The organism is Micromonospora zingiberis (genome assembly GCF_004331455.1).
Lineage (GTDB): Bacteria > Actinomycetota > Actinomycetes > Mycobacteriales > Micromonosporaceae > Micromonospora > Micromonospora zingiberis.
In genome coordinates, this window is the sequence record NZ_SJJR01000021.1 from 1 (window position 1) to 20,034 (window position 20,034).

At 67.7% G+C, this 20,034-nt stretch carries 11 protein-coding genes and 2 tRNA genes; 6 read left to right on the forward strand and 7 right to left on the reverse strand.

Annotation, left to right across the window (positions count from 1 at the left end; genetic code table 11):
* The first annotated feature begins 288 nt into the window (after positions 1–288).
* The 3 genes from E0H26_RS30345 to E0H26_RS23725 all read left to right on the forward strand — a co-directional run bounded on the left by E0H26_RS30345 (position 289) and on the right by E0H26_RS23725 (position 2,669).
* Entirely contained in the window at positions 289–660 is a 372-nt protein-coding gene (locus E0H26_RS30345) for an IS3 family transposase (protein WP_165521968.1), read from the forward strand.
* Positions 661–892: 232 nt separating this feature from the next.
* The gene (locus tag E0H26_RS23720; RefSeq protein WP_420812868.1) at positions 893–2,167 is read left to right on the forward strand and encodes an IS110 family RNA-guided transposase; all 1,275 of its coding nucleotides are present in this window, start codon (positions 893–895) and stop codon (positions 2,165–2,167) included.
* Between the two features lie 25 nt (positions 2,168–2,192).
* Positions 2,193–2,669, forward strand: coding sequence for an IS3 family transposase (locus E0H26_RS23725; protein WP_131307401.1), 477 nt, complete (start codon positions 2,193–2,195; stop codon positions 2,667–2,669).
* A 122-nt stretch (positions 2,670–2,791) separates the two neighbouring features.
* On the opposite strand, the gene E0H26_RS23730 is transcribed toward E0H26_RS23725, so the two are convergent.
* The 5 genes from E0H26_RS23730 to E0H26_RS23755 all read right to left on the reverse strand — a co-directional run bounded on the left by E0H26_RS23730 (position 2,792) and on the right by E0H26_RS23755 (position 13,182).
* Positions 2,792–3,685 carry a leucine-rich repeat domain-containing protein gene (locus E0H26_RS23730; protein ID WP_131307403.1) on the reverse strand — a complete coding sequence of 298 codons (894 nt, stop codon included), beginning with the start codon at positions 3,683–3,685 and terminating at the stop codon, positions 2,792–2,794.
* Between the two features lie 328 nt (positions 3,686–4,013).
* Positions 4,014–10,403, reverse strand: a complete 6,390-nt coding sequence (locus tag E0H26_RS23735; RefSeq protein ID WP_338106230.1) for an RHS repeat domain-containing protein — start codon at positions 10,401–10,403, stop codon at positions 4,014–4,016.
* An 890-nt stretch (positions 10,404–11,293) separates the two neighbouring features.
* Positions 11,294–12,157 (reverse strand): hypothetical protein, encoded by an 864-nt coding sequence (locus E0H26_RS23745; RefSeq protein WP_131307405.1) that lies wholly within the window; start codon positions 12,155–12,157, stop codon positions 11,294–11,296.
* 826 nt (positions 12,158–12,983) lie between these two features.
* Positions 12,984–13,056: transfer RNA gene (locus E0H26_RS23750), tRNA-Arg, on the reverse strand.
* Positions 13,057–13,091: 35 nt separating this feature from the next.
* Positions 13,092–13,182 (reverse strand) — tRNA-Ser (locus tag E0H26_RS23755).
* 1,162 nt (positions 13,183–14,344) lie between these two features.
* Here E0H26_RS23755 and E0H26_RS23760 point away from each other — a divergent pair.
* Complete coding sequence (locus E0H26_RS23760; protein WP_240742337.1) at positions 14,345–15,070, forward strand: hypothetical protein; 726 nt, start codon at positions 14,345–14,347, stop codon at positions 15,068–15,070.
* A 78-nt stretch (positions 15,071–15,148) separates the two neighbouring features.
* Here the strand turns inward: E0H26_RS23760 and E0H26_RS23765 are convergent, their stop codons facing one another.
* Complete coding sequence (locus tag E0H26_RS23765) at positions 15,149–15,919, reverse strand: CPBP family intramembrane glutamic endopeptidase (RefSeq protein WP_131307407.1); 771 nt, start codon at positions 15,917–15,919, stop codon at positions 15,149–15,151.
* A 216-nt stretch (positions 15,920–16,135) separates the two neighbouring features.
* Between E0H26_RS23765 and E0H26_RS23770 the strand changes: the two genes are divergently transcribed.
* Positions 16,136–17,254, forward strand: coding sequence for a globin domain-containing protein (locus E0H26_RS23770; protein WP_131307409.1), 1,119 nt, complete (start codon positions 16,136–16,138; stop codon positions 17,252–17,254).
* Positions 17,255–17,460: 206 nt separating this feature from the next.
* Here E0H26_RS23770 and E0H26_RS23775 read toward each other — a convergent pair whose 3' ends face one another.
* A complete protein-coding gene (locus E0H26_RS23775; protein ID WP_131307411.1) occupies positions 17,461–18,975 on the reverse strand; it encodes a peptide deformylase in 1,515 nt (504 codons plus the stop codon).
* Between the two features lie 330 nt (positions 18,976–19,305).
* Here E0H26_RS23775 and E0H26_RS23780 point away from each other — a divergent pair, with 330 nt between their 5' ends.
* Positions 19,306–20,028, forward strand: coding sequence for an IucA/IucC family C-terminal-domain containing protein (locus tag E0H26_RS23780; RefSeq protein WP_206025346.1), 723 nt, complete (start codon positions 19,306–19,308; stop codon positions 20,026–20,028).
* The last annotated feature ends 6 nt before the right edge of the window (positions 20,029–20,034 follow it).

Here is a 20,034-nt window from a genome sequence, read left to right on the forward strand (position 1 = left end):
TGGCAGCGCAGGCACGGGACTCCATCGGTCACGAAGCGTAGAGAACTCCGATGATCAATGGACCCGTGCCTGCTTGCTACCCCGGGGTCCCACCCGCCCAGACGCCCCACCTATTGCCGGTCGCTCTTAGGGACACTCGGACAAAGAACCGACCAGACAGGTCCAGTCGATGTTGAGGCCAGACCCGTGGCCGGCCAGTCGATCCGCGCCCGCTTGATCAGTCGCGTTACGCGACGCCCACCTCGCGGCCCAGCTGACGCCAGAACAACAGTACGGCGCGACGGGAACGTGAAGCGTTCCTGTGAGCTGTTGGAGGTCTCCCGGTCCGCCTACTACCAGCACCGCAGCACCGGGCCGTCGCGGCGGGAGCGTGACGACGCCGACCTGACCGCTCGCATCGCGGATGTCCACGCGGACTCGGCGGGCACCTACGGTGCTCCTCGGGTGCGCGCCGAACTCGCCACGCAGGGGCGGCGGCACTCCCGTAAGCGGGTGGCCCGGCTAATGCGGGGTGCCGGGTTGTGCGGGCGGACGCCGAAGAGGTGGCGCACCACTACCGTGCCCGACCCGAGGGCGGCCCTGGCCGCCGACCGGATCCGCCGGGACTTCACCACCTGCGCCGCCGGGGTCGACACCCGCTGGTGCGGCGACATCACCTAATGGCTGGGCCGGATGAATGTTCCGGTGCTCGAAGTCGACTGGCAGGGGCCCCTGAGATATCACCGGCCCAAGGTCGGGTGCAGGGTGTCGGGTGAGCCGCTGGCCGGCGTCCACTCGCATGATGCAACCGGCCGTCGAGGCCTGAAGGTAGACGGTGGCCCTGCCAGTCGTCGGGTTCGTGATCGGCTTGTGAGATGCCGCGCCATCGAGCGCTTCCATTAGGTCGCCGCACGTGCCCTCGGGCTCAACTGTTGTTGACCACGAAGGGACAAAAGTGCAGATCACCTGCGGGATCGACTGGGCCGAGGCGCACCACGACGTTGCGGTGCTTGACGCCGGCGGCGGCGTTCTGGCCCGGGCCAGGATCGACTCCGGCGCGACCGGATTCACGCGTCTGATGGCGCTGCTCGGCGAGCACGTCGACGACGTGGACCAGATCACGGCGGTGCCGGTCGCGATCGAGACCGACAAGAACCTGCTGGTGGTCGCGTTGCAGGCCGCCGGGATGACCGTGTTCGCGATCAACCCGAGAGCGGTCGCCCGCTATCGCGAACGGCACGGCCAGTCCGGCAAGAAGTCAGACCCGGGCGACGCGTTCGTGCTGGCCGACCTTCTGCGCACTGACCGGCACCAGCACCGGCCGCTGCCCGCAGTCAGCGACCACGCTTCAGCGATCAAGGCGCTGGCCCGCCAGCACCAGGACGCGATCTGGGCGGTCAACCAGACCGTCAGCCGCCTGCGATCGCTGCTGCTGGAGTTCTACCCGCAAGCGATCCGCGCTTTCCCCAACCTCAAACACAAGGCGGCACTGGCTATCCTGGGCGCCGCCCCGACTCCTGAAGCCGGGAGAGGGTTGACCACCCGTCGGATCACCACGCTGCTACACCGATGCGGACGACGCAACGACGCATCCCTGGTCGACCGTATTCTGACCGACCTGCACACTCCCGCGCTGCGGCAGCCCGCCGTCGTCGAGGCCGCCTACGGCGTCACCACCCGCGGACTGATCGCCAGCATCGTGGCGATGCAGACCGCAGTCACCGAGCTCGAACAGGCGTTGGCGGTCGAGTTCGATCGACACCCGCTGGCCACGATCCTGCGATCCGCGCCCGGCCTGGGCCCGGTGCTCGCCGCCCGAGTCCTGGCCGAGGTCGGCGACGACCCCGACCGATTCACCACCGCAGCGGGACTGCGCGCGTTCGCCGGCACCGCACCGGTCACCCGCGCCTCCGGCCGCTCGCGCTACGTCAAAGCCCGAAAAGTACGCAACAAGCGACTCGGCGACGCCTGCCACTGGTGGGCCTTCGTCACCATCACAAAATCGGCCGGTGCCCGCGCGCACTACGACCGCCGCCGAGCTGCCGGCGATCACCACAACGCCGCCCTACGCAACCTCGCGAACAAACTCGTCGGACGCCTCTGGTGGTGCCTACAACACCACGAAACCTGGAACGACCACGCCGCCTGGAAAACAACCGGCTCGACACCAGAACCATCCGTCGCTTGACAACTGACCCGCGTGGGATGTCTACATCCCCACCTGGGAGGGCTGGCTGTACCTGGCCACCGTGATCGACATCGCCTCGCGTCGGGTCGTGGGCTGGGCCACCGCCGACCATCTACGTACCGATCTGCCCGCCCAGGCCCTGTCCAACGCCATCGCTGCTCGACGCCCGACCGGGTCGGTGATCTTTCACAGCGATCGCGGGTGTCAGTACACCAGTGCCCAGTACGCCCGTCTCGCCGACCGCAACGGGGTGCTGTTGTCGGTCGGTGGGCGGGGTCAGTGTTGGGACAACGCGGTCGCGGAGTCGTTCTTCGCCACGATCAAGACAGAACTGTTGGACCGGCGGGCGTGGCCGACCCGTGTTGCCGCCCGTGCGGCGATCTTCGACTGGATCGAGGGGTGGTACAACACCCGTCGCCGCCATTCCACCCTGGACTACATGAGTCCGGCCGAGTACGAAGCGACCGCCCAACTCCGCAGGCCAACCAGCAAGGTAGCGTGAAATCAACTTATCGACCCTGTCCGTCAAACCGGGTCAACCCCATCCGGGCTAACTCTTGTATACCCACCTGCAAGATCCTCACCGCTTCGGTATACGGCGAGAAGCACCGCACCCGACCCGGATCAGAGCATCTGGGTCACGCGAATACGGGCGGCGAAGTCACGGAATGAGCTAGGGATCGGCTTACCAAGCAGCTCATCCACCTGATCATTTCTGCGCTCGCTTCCCAGTCCCGCGCCCACACGATTCAAGGTGGGGTGTCCGACAAGCGGTCGAAATGCTTCAACCGGGAGCCGGGAGTCAGCGACGAGAAGTTCCTCGATCCGGGGGGCGCGACTCAAAGACCGAAGGGCATCTGCTTCCCGCAGGCTCTTCAGCCCGGTGAGGTCCAACCTCAGCAGCGCCCTGAACTGCGCAAAGTCGGGCAGCTCGCTGAGCTTTGTTAGGTCATCAAGCCAAAGCCACTCCAGTGCCTCGATCTCGTTTAGGCGCTTCAACTCGTTCACCCCCCGCACACCGCGAATAGCGAGGTATCGCAGATTGCCGACAGCGTCGGGCCATTGGTCCGCAGTCAAAGAGCCCAGGGTTAGCGCCAATGCGTCGACACTCGGCGGAATTGCGGGGAGATATCGGTCAAGCGGAAGACGCCACAGAGCTAGGGATCGAAGGCCGGAATTAGCCTCCAGGAGCTCTGTGAGGCCTTTCCGATGCGAGACAACACGGAGCTCCTTTAGGTTCGTTAACTGAGTTATGGGGCCGAGATCGAGAGCCTTTTTAGTCTCGCCAGCATTAAGGAACTCCAACTCGGGTGCAAGCCGGGCCAACGGTTCGAGACTTTCAACGCCGTACAGGTGCGCAAAACTAAAGCGTCGGAGACCTGGGAACCACTCCAGGAATCGAAGTTCCGCAAGCTCACGGTCGGACCCGTATGCGCGGAGCGTGATCTGTGGGTTGTCCTGGATAATACTCGCCAGTGCCCGGTAACCGTCCGCAGTTAAGGGCTGCTCGAACTGCACCACTTCAGGCAACTCCGGCAGATGCTGCAGCTTAGCAATGTCTCGCGCGTCTCTGATAATTAGATGCACTAACACGCCGAAAACCTCACCTCTGCCAACAAACGACGACTTGCCTCAAACGATGCTAGCAGGACCAGCTGCCGATCATCCCGAAAGCAGCCATCGGCACCCCGATGAAAACCATGACCGATACGACGCTTCCCCCATCGGTTTTCCGCCGTGACAAGGCCGTTCAGCTGTCGCGGCGCGCCGATGGCCTGTGCGGCGACGTCGGCGGCGTCGCCGGGGTCCGTGACGGGGACCAGGCCGGGCACAGCCGATTGGCGGCCTAGTTGGTCACGGTTCCCTTTGCCTGCAGCCACTGTTCACCCCAGATTCGTGCACGCTCGTAGTAGGAATGCTTAGGGCTAATACTATTTATTTTATTCAATCCCCGACCCTCATGTCGGACGATCAGTGCTTGTTCAATCGCTCGAGCCTCGCCTTTCGTTACGGTGTCGGAAGTTACTTCCCTGATTGTGAACCGATTACGATGCTGCCCTTGCCGCTTCGCGATACCTTGCCTGGTTATGCCCGAGTACACCCAACTCGTTCCGTCTTCGCCATAGCCCATGTAGACGCGGTATCCGCCGGTGGAGTTTCGCCCCAAGGTAAGCGCTTTCGGAAGAACCGCCCGCAGAATTTGGCCACCCACACCAGCTTCGGCAGGAACCTCCTGAACCGGAAGGACGTCTTGGAATTCGCACCAGCCGCTGCGGCTACTGCAGATATCGGTCATCATGTCGCCGGCGACGAACTCGTCTTCCCTGCTGCAAAAGATCGTCCACCTGCAAGCCTTGCGCTCGGCTTCGTCGAGTGCTTCTTGGAGGGCCTCGGGCGTCGGTGCGATGACTAGGACGCCGCCCAGCGATATTCCGCTTGCGAGCGTACGAGCGCGGTCGTCGGTTTCTCGCTCGCACGCTTTGATGCTGCCGCAAGGGTTGGGGTTGGAGGGGTTGCCGGGGCTGCCACCATTGCCGCCACCATTGCCGTTGCCGCCGCCGGTGCGACCGCCGTTGCCGCCGCCGTTGCCGCCGCCCGGGGTTCTTGGCGGGGTTATTTGGCAGGCGTCATCTCCGCAGGGGATGAGGCCGGTGGGGTCGGACAGGGTGGTGGGGTTGTTGTTGGCGTAGCTGTAGCCGTTCCACTGTTGGGGGTCGGTGAGGTCTTGGATGGGGTCGACGCTGATGAAGCGGCCGAGGGTGGGGTCGTATTCGCGGGCGCCGAGGTGGGTGAGGCCGGTGTCGTCTTGGGTGCCGCCGACGAAGCCTCGGGTGCCGAAGAAGGTGGGTTGGGTGGCGCTTCGGTTTTCGCCGTAGGGCAGGCGGCGCTTACGGCTGGTGGTGAGGTCGTCGGCGTTGATTTGGACTTGTTCGGTGCCGTGGTGGTCGCTTCCGCTCCAAACGAGGCTGGCCAGGGTGCGGACGGCGATGGTGCGGCCGGCGGCGCTGTAGTAGCGGGTGCCGTCGGGTTGGTTGCTGCCGGTGGTGAGGGTGAGTTCGGTGGCACCGAGGTAGAGGGTGGTCTTGTTCGGCGCGCGTTGGATAAGGCGGTTGCCTTCGGTGTCGTAGACGTAGGTGGTCTCGTCGGTGCCTTCGCTCAGGGTGTCGAGACGGCCTTCAGCGTCCCATTCCAGTTGCTGCGCTACACCGGATTCGGTGTGGCGGGTGATGGTGTTCCCGGCGGCGTCGTAGGTGAAGGTTCGGGTGGGTGTGGCGGCGAGGGGGCCGGTGGCGGTGACGGTGGTGAGGGCGTGGGGTCGGCTGGCGCCGGGGTTGGGGTGTGTGTAGGTCCAGGTGGTGTTGCCGGCGGGGTTGTGGTCGGTTTGTTTGGTGCGGTTCCCGACGGCGTCGAATTCCCAGGATCGCCAGTAGGGGTCGATGGTGCCGCCTCGTTGTGGCGTTTGGTCGCAGGCGGTGGTGGTCGGGGTGTTGCCGGTCCAGGCGGTGGTGAGTCGGCGTAGGGGGTCGTAGCGGAAGCATTCGATCTGGTCGGCGGTGCCGTTGGTGCTGCCGAGGGTGGAGGTGATGTTGCCGATGGCGTCGTATCGGTAGGCGGTGCCGTACTTGGTCGTGAAGGTGCCGGGGGTGTTTTCGAGGTCGATGCTGGTGGCGTCGAGTCGGCCGGTCTGCTGGTCGATGGTGTTGGTCAGTCGTACCCGTTTGCCGTTGGCGCCGAGGAGGAGTTGGTGGGTGGGGCCGTGGGCGTAGTAGCTGGTGGCGGCGATGTAGGTTTCGGCGCCGGTCATGGTGGTGGGGTAGCCGTTGTTGTCGTAGCCGAAGGTGAGGGTTTCGGCGGGTAGGCCTCCGGCGGCGGGTTGGCTGCTGCTGGTGAGGTGGCCGGCCTTGTCGTAGGTGAACGTGGTGCCGTAGGTGCCAGCGAGGGCACCTTCGGCTGCCGGGATGGTCACCGTGGTGCCGGTGGGCTGGTAGCTGTCGGTGTAGCCGGTCACGGCGGTGGTGTAGTTGCCGCCGCCGTGGTGGCGGGTGGAGGAGGTCAGCTGTCCCTTGGCGAGGGTGTCGTAGACGTAGCTGGCGAGTTTGGTGCCGCTGCCCACGTTGCCGGACCAGCGGCCGACGGCGCGGGACATGGTGTCGTACTCGGCGGAAATCCTCTGCCCGCGGCTATCGAGGGTGTAGGCGAGTCGGCCGGCGTTGTCGTAGTGGGTGGTGGTGGTGCCGGAGTCCGGGTCGACCTTCTGCGTATTGCGGCCGGCGAGGTCATAGGTGTTGGTCCACGTGTTGCCGGCGGGGTCGACGACCTTGGTGAGTTGGTCGAGGCGGTCGTGGGTGTAGCTGGTGCTCTGGTAGGTGTTCGGGTTGGTGGACGAGTTGTACTGGTCGAGGCGGGTGACGTTGCCACGCACGTCAAGGTGGCTGACGGTCTTGGTGCCACCGGTCGGCGGCACCACCGTGACACTGTCGCCGTGGTAGCTGGTGGTCGTCTGTCGCCACGCCGTGCCGAGTTTCTTGTCCACCTGGATGGTGGCCCGGTTGAGGTGGTCGTAGGTGACTTCTTGGACGGCCGGGACGGTGGTGAGGCTGGGGTTGACGAGCCCGGACCCTGCCGTGGAGCTGTTGTGGAAGGGGCTGGTGGTGGCCGCGACGTTGCCGCGGGCGTCGTAGGTCGTGGCGGTGACGACCCGGCCGCCGTTCGGACCGGGCCGCTGTATTTCCCTGCCTCGGCCGAGACCATCCAGGTGCTGGAACGAGGTCAGGTAGACGGGGCTGCCGCTGTGGGATTGCAGTGTCTCGGTCTTGGTGCGCGCTGGTGCGGTGGGTTGTCCGATGCCGCTGGAGGTGATCTGGTAGCCGAAGCGCAGCGACGGCACCGCCGAGGACTTCGCCTGTCCCGGCAGGTACACCTCGGCAACGCGGCCGAGCGAGTCGTAGACCAGGTCGGTGACCTTGCCGTTCGGGTCGGTAACCTTGGACGGCTGCCCGGTGTGCCGGTCGATCAGGGTGGTGGTGGTGTGGTTGAAGCCGCCGCCGATGGTGTTGGTGATTCCGTTGTCCGGCCAGTTCACTGTCGGGCTGTAGCTGGTCGTGGTGGTCAGCCCGGCCGGGTCGGTCGCGGTGCGGAGCCGGCCCATGTTGTCGTAGGTGCTGCGACCGCTGGACAGATAGGTGGTCGGGCTGGTGTAGGTGCGGACCTCGGCGACGTTGCCGTCGAACGGGGTCTGGGAGCCTTCGACGGTGTAGGTGTCGTAGAAGGTGACCGCGCGGGACAGCAGTGTTCCTGAGCCACAGGTGTCCCCGGACCAGGTCTCCACCCGCTCCGGAAAGCCGATCATGTAGTAGGAGTTCGGGGCGTTCTGCTGGGCGTAGGTGTAGGAGGTGCAGGTGTTGTCGGCTACGCCGACCTGGTTGTACTGGTGGAACCGGATCGGCAGCCCGTACGTGGACTCGTAGATGGTCTTCTCTTCGCTGTGCCGCCAGCTGCCGTCGTCGAGTTTGACGCGGGTGTTCTTTAGGCCGGTGCGGACTTGGCGGGGGTTGGCGTAGCCGGGGCCGTTGTAGCTGCCTTGGATGGTGTGGTCGTAGCGGGTGCTGGCGACTTCGGTGTAGGTGGCGGTGGCGGGGTTGGCGTTGTAGGTGGTCATCCGGTACTGCCGGGTTTGCAGGGTCCGGCCGGCGCGGGCGTAGTGGTCGTCGTAGGTGTTGCCGTCGTAGTCGGTGACGGTGGTTTGTTTGATGCCGCCGCCGCTGGCCTGGTCGTAGATGTCGTGGTACATGCCGCGGAAGTAGTTCGACATCCACACGGTGTACTTCGATGGGTCGGTGCCGGAGCCTTGGAGCACGCGGACGCGGTTGTAGCCGGCAAAATTGCTCCACGACTCGTACTCGTCGGGTACGAGCGGGTTGTTGGGGTTCTTCCAGGCCGGGTTCCCGACGGTGTAGTCGTACTGGGTGACCTGGTCCGGCGAGCCGCCGACCTGGTCTTTCACCACGATCTTCTTGACCAGGTACTTGTGGAAGATGCCGAAGCCGGGGTCCGCGCCGGGTGGGGTGTGGAAGATCGGGTAGCAGTCCTCGGTGTTGATGTCCCAGTTGCCTACCTTGCCGTTGTGCCAACTGTTAAACCCGGACTGGTTCGACCCGCCCTGCGGACACGGCTTCTGCGTCCCATACGTGATCTCCGTCCGCCCGCCGAAGCCGTTGCGGACCACCAGTAGGCGTGGCATCCGCATCGCGGACACACCCAGGCCGGCCTCGTCGTAGTCGACGCGGCCATCACGGAAGTTCGGCTGCACACCGTCGACGTAGTCGAAGTCCACCGGCGGCAGGTCGATCTTGTTCGCGTCCGCGCCGATCAGGCCAATCGGCCGCGCGTAGTCCAGGACGAACGACCGTTCGGTCAGGCCGGTCGGGTTCGACACCTTGTACCGCAGCTGCACCCGGGTGATGTTGTTCCACGCTCCGGTGCTCGCGTTCCACTGGTACGAGGTGACCCGGTCCAGGATCCTGCTGGTGAAAAACGACTGGGTGTAGTTCCCGCACGACGACGACCCACAGACCAGGTCACCGGGCACGTCAGGGTAGGAGTTCGGGTTCGACGACAACGACGGACACGACGCCGGATCGTTGTTGAACGGATCATCCTCGGCCGTGCGCTCCACACACCGGTGCGCCCATCCGAAGACCACCTTGCCGACCGGGACCGCACCCGCCTCGGTCACGTTCTTCGCGTACTCGATCTCCGACAGGTACCCACCCCGGTCGTACTCCAGGATCGACCCGCTCAACGCCCGCTTGTAGTGGTTCGTCTCCCGCGTCCAGTGCAAATACGTCTCGTTCTCGTTGGCGTCCCGAACCCGGTCCAGGTTCCACCGCCACGGATCCCGACACGACGCCGGATACACATCGTGGCAAGGCTCCCCGGCCTCGTCACCGAGGAACGACATCTTCCACACCGAATCCCGCACGAACCCGAACCGATACTCCGTACCGTCCTGCGTCCACACCTTCCAATAACCATCGTCCTCAGCACCACCCGGCAGAAACTCCACCCGCCACCCAAGATCATCGACAGGCTTCCACACCCCGGCGGTGGTCTTCACGATCTGCGTCGACTGCCCCTGCAGGGAGATCGTGATGTGCGAGGCGGTCACGTCGTTGGTGGCCGCCTCCCCGTCCTCACCGTCCGGGGACTCCCAACACATCTCCGTCTTGTGCGTCCGGCACGGCTTGTACGTCCGCTCGATGTACCCCGGCGAGTACGACCAACCCAACCCCGCCGGACCGGACTGGTTGTTGGTGCCGTGCGTCATCCCATCCACGGCAGAGGAGCTGTACGACAACTGCAGGCCCAGCGTCTGCCCGTACGGCAGCGGCGGCTCCGGCAACGGATACGTGTAGGAGAACGAGCCCGCGCTCTCCCCCACCTGCCACGACCCCGAAGGCTTCAAATCCGACGCCGTGTACGAACCCGTCGACCCACCCGACGCCGACGACGCCAGCGCATACACCCCCATCGACTCGACCGTCGACTCCGGCGCGAAACCCTCGAACACGCCAGTCCGACGCCCCGCACCGGTCGGGTCACCGCCGACGTCCACCACCGCCGTCAACGTCTTCGCATGCGGATCGTTTGTAGCTGACACCCACACCGGATCCGCCGAGCACTCCGGCACCTCCGGCGTCGTCGCCGCACATCCTGGCAACCGCACCAACGTCAACCGGTCAGCGAACGAACCCCCATACGCCTGCGCGAAATCGGAGTAGTCGACCACGAGCTGCACTGCACCCGCCGCCGCCGAACCGTCCGCCCGCGCAAGCGAATACAGAGGGCCCGCGTTACCCAACGCCACCGACGCCGCCCGGTCAAACGACCGCACCCGCACCGACCCGACCCCAGCAGCCGACAGGCCTCGCCCGGCCACACCCTCGCCCGCGGTCGACTCGCTGGCCGGTTCGACCGTCAGCCCGAAAGCCTCCCGGTCTTCGGCGTCGCTCTGAAGGTCGAGGACCGCCTCACCGCCTTCGGGGAACGTGCCCGCGGGAAGGGGATCCGTCACCGTGACCTCGTCATCCGGATCCGGATCCTGCACCTGCTGCCGCACCGCCACGCTCGCCACCGACGTGGAATCACCCGGCTCCAACACCGGCGCCACCGCAGAAGCCGCCGCCGGGGCTTGCAGCTGCACCACCGGCAACAGGCCCAGCAGCACCGCCACCACCAGGACTCCAGCCCTGGCCCTACCTCGTGCGCCGAAACGGTTAAAGGCAGTGCCCCCATGGCGGTCAGCAAGCATGACGACACTCCCAGTCGATCAAGAAAAGTGATCGACACGCTAGACACCCCGGGGACGCCGACACAAGAGCACGACCGGCCGCACGAAGGGCACCGTCTACCAGGGACGATCACCCTCCGCACACATCCACGTGCAAGGTCCGTCGCTGCCGTCGCCGATTAGCGACACAAAACTCGCACCAAGCTCACCGCGCCATCACCACCCGGCCGACACGCTCACGCAAAGCAATCTTCAGCAAATTTTCAGTTGGCGGAAAGATCGCCGCAGTGAGGCTTGCCGGTCCGCAGCTTCCACAGAATCGCGTCGATCACCTGCCGGTGATCACGCCACCGACGACCCCGACCCACCACCCGAGCATGATCAACCACCCCAGGTCAAAACCCATACAGGACACGCCCTAGTTGGCCTGCCGTCGACAAAAGCCCGCGACGCGCCGACTCGCGATAGAGCTGCCGTCCTGTGCTGCTAACCGGGAGCCCAGCAGGCGACATCCGACGCTTCCAGAGGTCCAGCCTGACTCGGAGGAGCCCCAGAGGGTGACGCCACCGGCCGTGCTCCCATGCGATGTCCGCGTTGACCTCCACCACCATCACCGGCTCCACTGCGATGTAATCGACGGGCTGCGGCCGGTCGAACCGACCGAGCCACCCGGCCGGTAAGGGCTGCGGCCATGGATGCCGCCGCCCTGGTCCGCGCCAGGCGACGACAGGCAGCAGGGCGCCGAGTTCGTGGCGCTGCGCCGTGGACAGCGGGACGGTGTGGCCGACGTAGCGCAGACGTCCGTCGCGTGGGTCGAGCCTGTCGAGTGGCAGGGATCAGGCAGCCCGACGTCCCCAACCCGGCCGAAAGGCCCCGCCAGCCAACAGCGCCGCTCCTCCCAGGGCGCAGGCTGCGGCCAGCCCAGCAGCGGCATCCAAACCACTCAGGCTTCCCCCGGCGGCAGCCGTGCTGACGATCCCATGCCCGGTGCCTGTCGAGGGCCAGAAGGACGACCAGGCGACCCACTCGCCAATGGATTGGTATAGAGACAGTGCCGCCCAAGCCTCGAGCAGGACCGCCCCCGCCGGCACCAGCCAACAACGGTCGGCGTACCACGTCGAAACCACGGTGGTGCCAAAGGCAGCCAAGGTCACCAGGACCATGGGCCAGGCAATGCGCCACATTTCGGCCACCTGGCCGCCGCCGACACCGACGGCGACGGGCACCGCAACCACACCGAGCAGCAGGACGACGACCGCAACGCCCAGTGTCGTCTGAGCTGCCCGCGACCTGCGCCTCGCCGCCCCGGGTAGCAGCGCTAGGCCGACGGCAAGGGCTAGCAGGCCGACCAGCTGCACCAGCGCCACCACCCACTCCCTACCGCTCGCCGCTAAGGACGAACCGCCCGCACCCTCGATGCCCGGCCCCGCGATAACCAGGCGCTGTCCGAGCCCTTCAGCAGCCTCGGCGCCCCACCAGAAGTCTGCCGCCCAAGCCACAGCAAGCAGCCCTAAGCCACCACTAATCATTCCCCGTCCGCGTGTGGAGCCTGCCCGGCCTGCCACAGCCACGCTGTACGACAGGACCAGCAACGCAATGCTTCCCAACCGCGCAGATTCCCGTTCGTCGATCAGAGCCACAATCACGCAGGCTGCTCCGACCAGACCGAACAGCGGCAACAAGACCTTGGCTGAACGCACCACCCGAATACTGGCACATCCTGTGCCTGACCCGAGTAGATGCACACCGCAGTTCGCGACCGCCCAGCCAGATCCGTCACCTGGCATGGCTCCTACCCGGACCATAGGTGCAGAGCGGTTCGGCGTCCGCGCACCAACCGCTCATCGGCTACTTAGAGCGTGCGCGGTCGACCGCCGCCATGAGCCGCCGGCAACGCAGACAACGTTCGCGGGTAGGCGGCTGGCCGACTCGGTGCCGCGCCGGCTGGCCGACTCCGGCGTCGGCCCGACCGGTCCTCACGGTCGGCCGCGCCGTGTTGCGTGCCGCACGTCACCGCATGCGGGGCCTCGATCAAGCACCTGGCCCCACGCGTGACGCGGTCGGCTTCGGCCATCCTTGCCGCCGTTCAGCCCTCCTGGTCGGATGCCCCTCCCCCGCCACGCCACCAGATCAGCTGGGCCGAAAACAGATGCGCGGACCACACGACCGTCACCACCAACCACCCGCCCCAGCCGGCCGTGCCGCCCCGCCCACGCCAGGGCACCGACCCAGCTCAGCACCGACCGCGACACCCCGCAGCAACGCCCACCACAAAGATCCACATCACTGGCCACAGTGGACACCCGTCAACGGTCGGCCGACGGACACCTCAGCCATGATCCAGACTGGGCGGCACGCAAACGCACTGGCCAGCACCCACGCGCACGAACCGCCCCTCGGACGGCACTCGAACTTTGGAGCACCAACGGAGCATCAAGCTCCCACATCGTGGAAGATCACGGCACATACCGGGAAGCATCAAGGCCATAACCGGCGTTTCCGCTGGTCATGGCCTTGATCGGATTGCGCGCCCGAAGGGACTCGAACCCCTAACCTTCTGATCCGTAGTCAGATGCTCTATCCGTTGAGCTACGGGCGCTGGTGCTCGGCCAGTCTACACACCCGGCCTTCGCGCGGAGACTCCGGGATTCGAACCCGGGAGGGGCTTTAAGACCCCAACCGCATTAGCAGTGCGGCGCCATAGACCAGACTAGGCGAAGTCTCCCTGGTGGCCCGCAGACCACCGGGCCCGAGGATACAGGTCCCGCCCGGTCGGGAGCAAAGCGACTATCGGGTGCCGCTCGACCGTGGCGGGCGGACCGGAACTTCACCCCTGTGCGCGGCCGTGATCGGGACTACGCTCCATCGACATGCAGGAGCAGCCGCCCAGCAAGCAGAACCGTTCCGAACCTGCTGAGGGAGCACGTGGGCGCTCCCCGAAGGCGACCTTCACGCCACCTCCGGCACCACCCACGTCTGACCAGGATGAGCGGGAGGAATCCGGCGGAGCACGTCCTCGGCGCGCGAAGGCGGCTCCCGGGGTGCTGTTCCAACCTCCGCCCGTTCCGGAGCAGCCGCTGCCACGTCAGGCCCGGTCAGCATCGTCCGCGCCGCCGTCCTCACCCGCGCCGCCGTTCGTAGCCACGCCCGCCGCCGCTGACGCCAAAGCTGCTGACGCTGACGAGAGCAGGGTCACGCGGAGCGGGTCGGCGCCCAACGGTCACGGCGGTGGGGAGCAGCCGGAGCCATCGGCGCCGCAGCCGACTGCCCCAGCAGTGAGGAAATCCGCCGCGAGAAAGGCAGCACCTTCGAAGAAGGCGGTGCCCGCAGAAAAGGCAGCGCCCGCGATGGCGGCGGCGCCGCCGACGGGCACGGCCGAGGCGGCTGCCCCGACGGGCGCCAAGCTGGCACCGACACGCAAGACCCCCTCACCAACCGCCCCGCCCGAGGCAACCCACCCCGAACCCACCAGCACCAAGAAGGCGTCAGCACGCAAGGCCCCCTCACCTGCCGCCCCTGCCGAGGCGACCAACCCCGAGCCGGCCAGCAGCAGAAAGGCACCAACCCGCAAGGCGCCAGCCAAGGTCACGGCAGCAGCCGCCGACGCAGGGCCGAGCGCTGCCAAGAAGGCGGCAGCACGCAAGGTCACGGCAGTAGCAGCCGACGCAGAACCGGGCGGTGCCAAAAAGGCGCCGGCACGCAAAGTGACGGCAGTAGCAGCCGACGCAGAACCGGGCGGTGCCAAGAAGGCGGCGGCACGCAAGGTCACGGCAGTAGCAGCCGACGCAGGGGCGAGCGGGGCCGGGCAGACAGCGGTACGCAAGGCGGCAGCGCTGGCCGGCCCGGCCACTCCGGAGCCAACCGCCATCAGCACGGCGTCCGTCCGAATGACGACCAGTAGGGCAGTGCAGGAACAGGCTCCGCTGGCCGGGTCGGACTTGATCGGCGGGGGGACCGCTTCTGGGCGTACGCCGGATCTGGAGTTGCGGGCGCTCGTCGCGCGTGTCCTGGACCATCCGGGCTTCGCGCCGGAGTTGCTGGCGCTGACGGCTGTCGAGGCGCTCGGACCTCGCGCCGCCGAGTGGGCTCGGCGGTTGCGTGAGACGTATCCGCAGGCGAGCGCCGACGGCCTGGCCCGGCTGGCCGGTCAGCGGTTCGTCCGGCAGGCGGCGGTCGGTGGGGCGAGCGCGGCGTTGGCTGGCGCCTTCGCGCCCGTGGTCGAGTTGGCCGTGGTGCTCTGGTCACAGGCGAACCTGGTGCTGCACCTGGCGGCGGCGTACGGCCGGGATCCGGCGCATCCGGACCGGGCGGCGGAGCTGTTGGTGCTGACCCAGGTGCATCCGGATCTGGAGACCGCAGAGTCGGCGCTGGCGGCGGCCCGGGCGGCGGACGGGCCGGGTGAGGAGCCCGGGCTTCGGGCGGTCGAGGCGGCCTGGCGTCTGGCCGCCCCGCTGGCCGCCCAGGCGGGCGGCTGGCTGGCCCTGCGGCTGGCGTCCCGCCTGCTGCCCGGCGCCGCGCTGCTGGCCGCAGCCGCCGGCGGCACCGCCACGACCCAACGCCTGACGGCCCGAACCATCACCACCTACCGCCCACACCGACGATCCTCTAGTTGATCAAGAAGTTTGCGTCAGCCGCAGGGGCGCACCGAGACGCAAACTTCTTGATCAACCGCGGCAAAGGCCGGGGAGGGGTTAGAGCCAGGTGAACCAGGAGGAGGGGAGGAGGCTGTAGCCGACGAAGGCGACGATGTCCAGGAGAGCGTGGGCCACGATCAGTGGCATGACGCGGCGGGTCCGCAGGTAGAAGTAGCTGAACACGACGCCCATCACGGCATTGCCGACGAACGCGCCGAAGCCCTGGTAGAGGTGGTAGGACGCGCGGAGCAGGGCGCTGGTCGCGATGATCGCGCCGACCCGCCACTGGAGTTGGCGCAGCCGGGTCATCAGGTAGCCGACCACGATCACCTCTTCCAGGATGGAGTTCTGGAAGGCGGCGAGGATCAGCACCGGCACGGTCCACCAGAGGTCGGGCAGCGCCGCCGGGACCAGGGTCGCGTTCAGGCCGAGTTGCGCCGCCGCCCAGAAGAGGGCGAGGCCGGGCAACCCGATCAGCGCCGCCAGCCCGGCGCCCTGGGCGAGGTCGGACCCGGGTCGCCGGAAGTCCACGCCGAGGGTCCGCACCGGGTCGCCGGGGTCGCGCGCCAGCAGATGTACGGCGAGCAGCACCGGTAGCAGCGCGAACGTGATGCCGAGCAGCTGATACGTGAGATCGAGGTACGGTCGGGCCGACGCGGAGGTGTTCAGCGCGGCGGTCTGCCTCGACAGCCCACCCTCGGCGGTCAGCTTGGCGATGATCGACACCGTGGCGTAGACGGCCGACTGGGCGAGGGAGAGGCCGAGCACCAGGAGGGTCTCGGTGCCGAGCATCCGGCGGGACACCGGGCGGGTCAGCTCAACGGTCACCGCACCACTCTGCCCGACCGGCACCGCCGGTGGCATCCGGCGTCCTGCACCGGGTGCGGCGGCAGCCTGCGCCGGGTCGGCTCCGTCGACGCGGTGGCGGCCGGGCACCACTGAGCCGGCCTCATGATGCGGTCGCACATTCTGTGCGACCTTCATACACGCTCCGTGGACATTCTATGAGGGCCCCGAACCGCCGTCAGAGAAGGAGCGCCCCCGGTGGACAACTTCGCGCGGCTGCTGAAGGAGAGCTGGACCCTCGTCGAGGAGGACCGGGTCCGGCTGACCGAACACTTCTACGCCCGGCTCTTCCTCCTCGACCCGGAGCTACGCAAACTCTTCCCCGTACAGATGGCCGGGCAGGGCGACCGGCTACTGGAAGCGATCATCGCGGCGATCCACACGGTGGACGATCCGGAGGGCTTCGACGAGTTCCTCCGCGCGCTGGGCCGGGACCACCGCAAGTACCACGTCGAGACGGCCCACTACGACACCATGGGCGTGGCGCTGCTGGACGCGCTGCGCAGCATCGCCGGGGACGGCTGGAACCTGGAGTACGACCAGGCGTGGCGGGACGCGTACGCGGCGATCAGCGAGAAGATGCTCGCTGGCGCGGCGGCGGACACCAACCCTCCGTTCTGGCACGCGGAGGTGCTCACCCACGAGCGGTACGGGCCGGACACCGCCGTGTTCACCTGTCGGGCGCTGCAACACCCGCTGTCCTGGAAGGCGGGCCAGTACGTCAGCGTCGAGGCGCCCCGCTACCACCCCCGGGTGTGGCGGACGTACTCGGTGGCCAACGCCCCGAACGACGACAACGTGCTGGAGTTCCACGTCCGTACGCCGGAGGGTGCCGGCTGGGTCTCCGGCGCCCTGGTACGCCGGGTGAAGCCGGGTGACCTGCTGCGGGTGGCCGCCCCGATGGGTTCGATGACCCTGGACCGCTCGTCGGATCGGGACGTTCTCTGCGTCGCCGGTGGCGTCGGGCTGGCTCCGATCAAGGCGCTGGTGGAGGAGCTGGCCGGCTTCAACCGGGCCCGTTGGGTGCACCTCTTCTACGGCGCGCGTACCGAGGCCGACCTCTACGGGCTTGACGGGCTGCGCGAGCTGGTGGCGAGCCACCCGTGGTTGTCGGTCACCCCCGCTTGCAGCGACGACCCGGACTTCGACGGCGAGCACGGCGACATTTCCGACGTGGTGGCCCGCTACGGCCCATGGACGACGCACGACTGCTACGTCTCCGGCTCGGCGGCGATGGTGCGGTCGACGCTGCGGGTACTCGCCGCCGACGATGTTCCGCCGCAGCACACCCGGTACGACACCTTCGGCAACCTCTAGAGCTTTTCTCCCCCCGCACCGGGGCGCGTGCCCCTGCCCCCTGGGGCACGCGCCCCGGTCCCCCGATCGGGCGGACCGGCACCGCCCGCACGACCACGCCCGGCCGGCGTCATTCCCACCCGGACCGGGCGTGGTCGTGCAGCAACAGACGCCACACCCGGCCGGCGTCATTCCCACCCGGACCAGGCGTGGTCGTGCAGCCGGTGCTAGTAGCGCCAGGGGTGGCCGGACTCGCGGTATTCCTCGATCGGCACCAACGGCACCCCGGGGGCCATCCGGTCGACGTACAGCCGGCCTTCCAGATGGTCGACCTCGTGTGCCACCAACCGGGCCATGCCGAACTCGAACGAAGTGATCACCCGGCCGCCGTCGAGCTGGGCGTGTTCCACGTCCAGCCGGAGTGGACGCGGCACCAGTCCGCGGTGGTCGAAGAAGGAGAGGCAGCCCTCGTACTGTTCGTCGATGTCGGGTGCCGCGTCGACCACGCGCGGGTTGAGCAGCACCAGGGGTTCGGCGGTCCGGTCGGGCGGACGGATCACCGCCGCGGCCCGGTCGATCTCCAACTGTGGTGCGGCGATCCCTACCCCCTTGGCGAACGGGTGCAGCTCGTCGAGGCGGGCCAGCGCGGCGACGAGCCGGTCGACCACCTCTCGGGCGGCCCGCCCCTCGCGCGGCAGGTCGAACGGACGGGCCGGTTGCCGCAGCAGGTCGGCGCCGCGCTGGAGAATGCCGAGCCCGCGCATCCGATCGGAGGGCCGGACCCGCTCACCCTCCGGCTCGGTCTCGGGCTGGGCGCGGAACCGCCACTGCATCCGGTACCGGGCGTTGAGCGGCGGGTCGTCGGTCGCCCAGTCGAAGATGGCCCGGTCGCCCTCGTCGCGCCGGGCGACCGCCCGGCGCAGCGGGCCCTCCTCCGCCGACAGCGAGGTTTCCGCGCCCCAGACCTGCGGATCCAACTCGGCCGGCAGATCGAGGCGTACGGCAAGATGCCGGGTCGGTACGCGGACCGCGCGTTGGAACCACGGACCCCACTTGTCCCGCCCGACGGTGTACGTGTACTCGATGGTGGCGCGGTGACCGGGGTAGAGCGGGAACCGCCGATCGCCGTTCTCGAAGAGCAGCCAGATTTCTTTGAAGGCGTCCCGGTCGTACTTGGCCCGCCAGTGCATGGCTTCGCGTTCGCCGGATTCCTCGCGGTAGGCGCGTAGGCCGAGTTCGGCGAAGGTGAGCGGGCGTTCCCGGTGGTGCCGGTTGGACCGCCCCGGATCGTTGGGATAGCGGTCCACGGCGATCCGGACCAGGTAGCGGGTGACCGGTTCGCTGCCGGCGTTGTACAGCTCCCGGCGGATCAGGCAGCGGTATCCGTCCTCGGTGTGGGTGAGGATGGCCAACTCGTTCTCGACGATCAGGCCGGCACCCGGTGGCATCCACCGGCCGGCCGGGTCGGGCTCCCGCTGGTCGCGCTCCGCGCGGGTGTGGCGCAGGTGGTCGTACTCTCGGAAACGCTGCCAGATCGCGCCGCTGGCCTCCAGGACGGCCTCCGCACGCCGGGCGAAGTCCTCGGTGGGTCGGTGCCGCCGTCCCTCGACGTGGCTGACGTACGACGGGTCGAAGCCCATGAGCGTGGCCAGCTGTTTCTTGGACAGCCCCCGCTCTGTTCGGTGTCGGGCGAGTTCGGCGGCGAAGGAGTCGGCAGCCCGATCGAGCGGTGAGGTCGTCATCAGCTTCCTCGTGGCCGGGAGTACCAAGTTTCACGTTCGGTGCCGGGACGTGTACAGGACTGGCATCTTCTCGACAAGACGCTTGACGGTTGGGCGTTTTACCCCGATACTGCGTCGAGTTTCCGGGGATGCACGCTGGGTAACCGGCCGGCGCAGGTGACCCGGGCCTCTCCTTTCGTGCCCCGTCGAGGGTTACCCCACGCGACGAAGTGTGGTTAGGCTAGCCTTAGTCGAGGATCTCGGACGGGGGTGGAACAGGTGACAACGGTGCTGCCGGTCCACGACCTCTCGGCAACGGCGTTCGCTCCGGTCACCGCGACCCTGCGGGCCATGTTCGGCACCGACGCCCTCCCCGGGCTGGCACCGGGACTGCTCGTCACCGACGAGACCGGCTGGGCCCCGGCGACGACCCTGACCGACGGCACCCGGCTGCCGGAGTTGCTCGACTCCGCCGTCCGCCTCTGGGGTGGCAGCACGCACGCCTCGGCCGCGCTGGCCTGGAAGGCGTACAGCTACTGGGCGGCGCTGCCGGTGGTGCTCGGCTGGGCCGCCGCCCGGCGGGTGCCGCTGCTCGACGCCACCAGCACGCTCATCCACTTCGCCGACCAGCAGACGCTGGTGACCCTGGGCCTGCGTCAGTCGACCCAGGTCGCGGTGCTGCCCAGCGATCCGCTGGCCGTCACCGAGCCGCACCGGGTCCGAGTCGTGGCCGACGAGCGGGAACTACTGGCGACGCTGCGGGCCACGCTGCTGGAGGCGCACCTGGCTCCGCTGATCGCCGCGATCCAGGGTGAGGTCCGCGTCGGCACCCGCATCCTGCTCGGCTCGGTGGCCTCCGGCATCGCACACGGGCTGCTGCGGGCCGCCGACGGGCTGCCCGGCTCGGCGGTCGAGTCGATCGACACCCTGCTCAGCACGCTCGACCTGGCCGATCTGGTGGAGTTGGTGCCCGGTCCGGACGGCGAGCCGACCGTGCAGCGGCGCACCTGCTGCCTGGCCTTCACCCTCCCCAAGCCGAAGGTGTGTCAGGGCTGCTGCCTGCGCACCGCCTGACCGCAC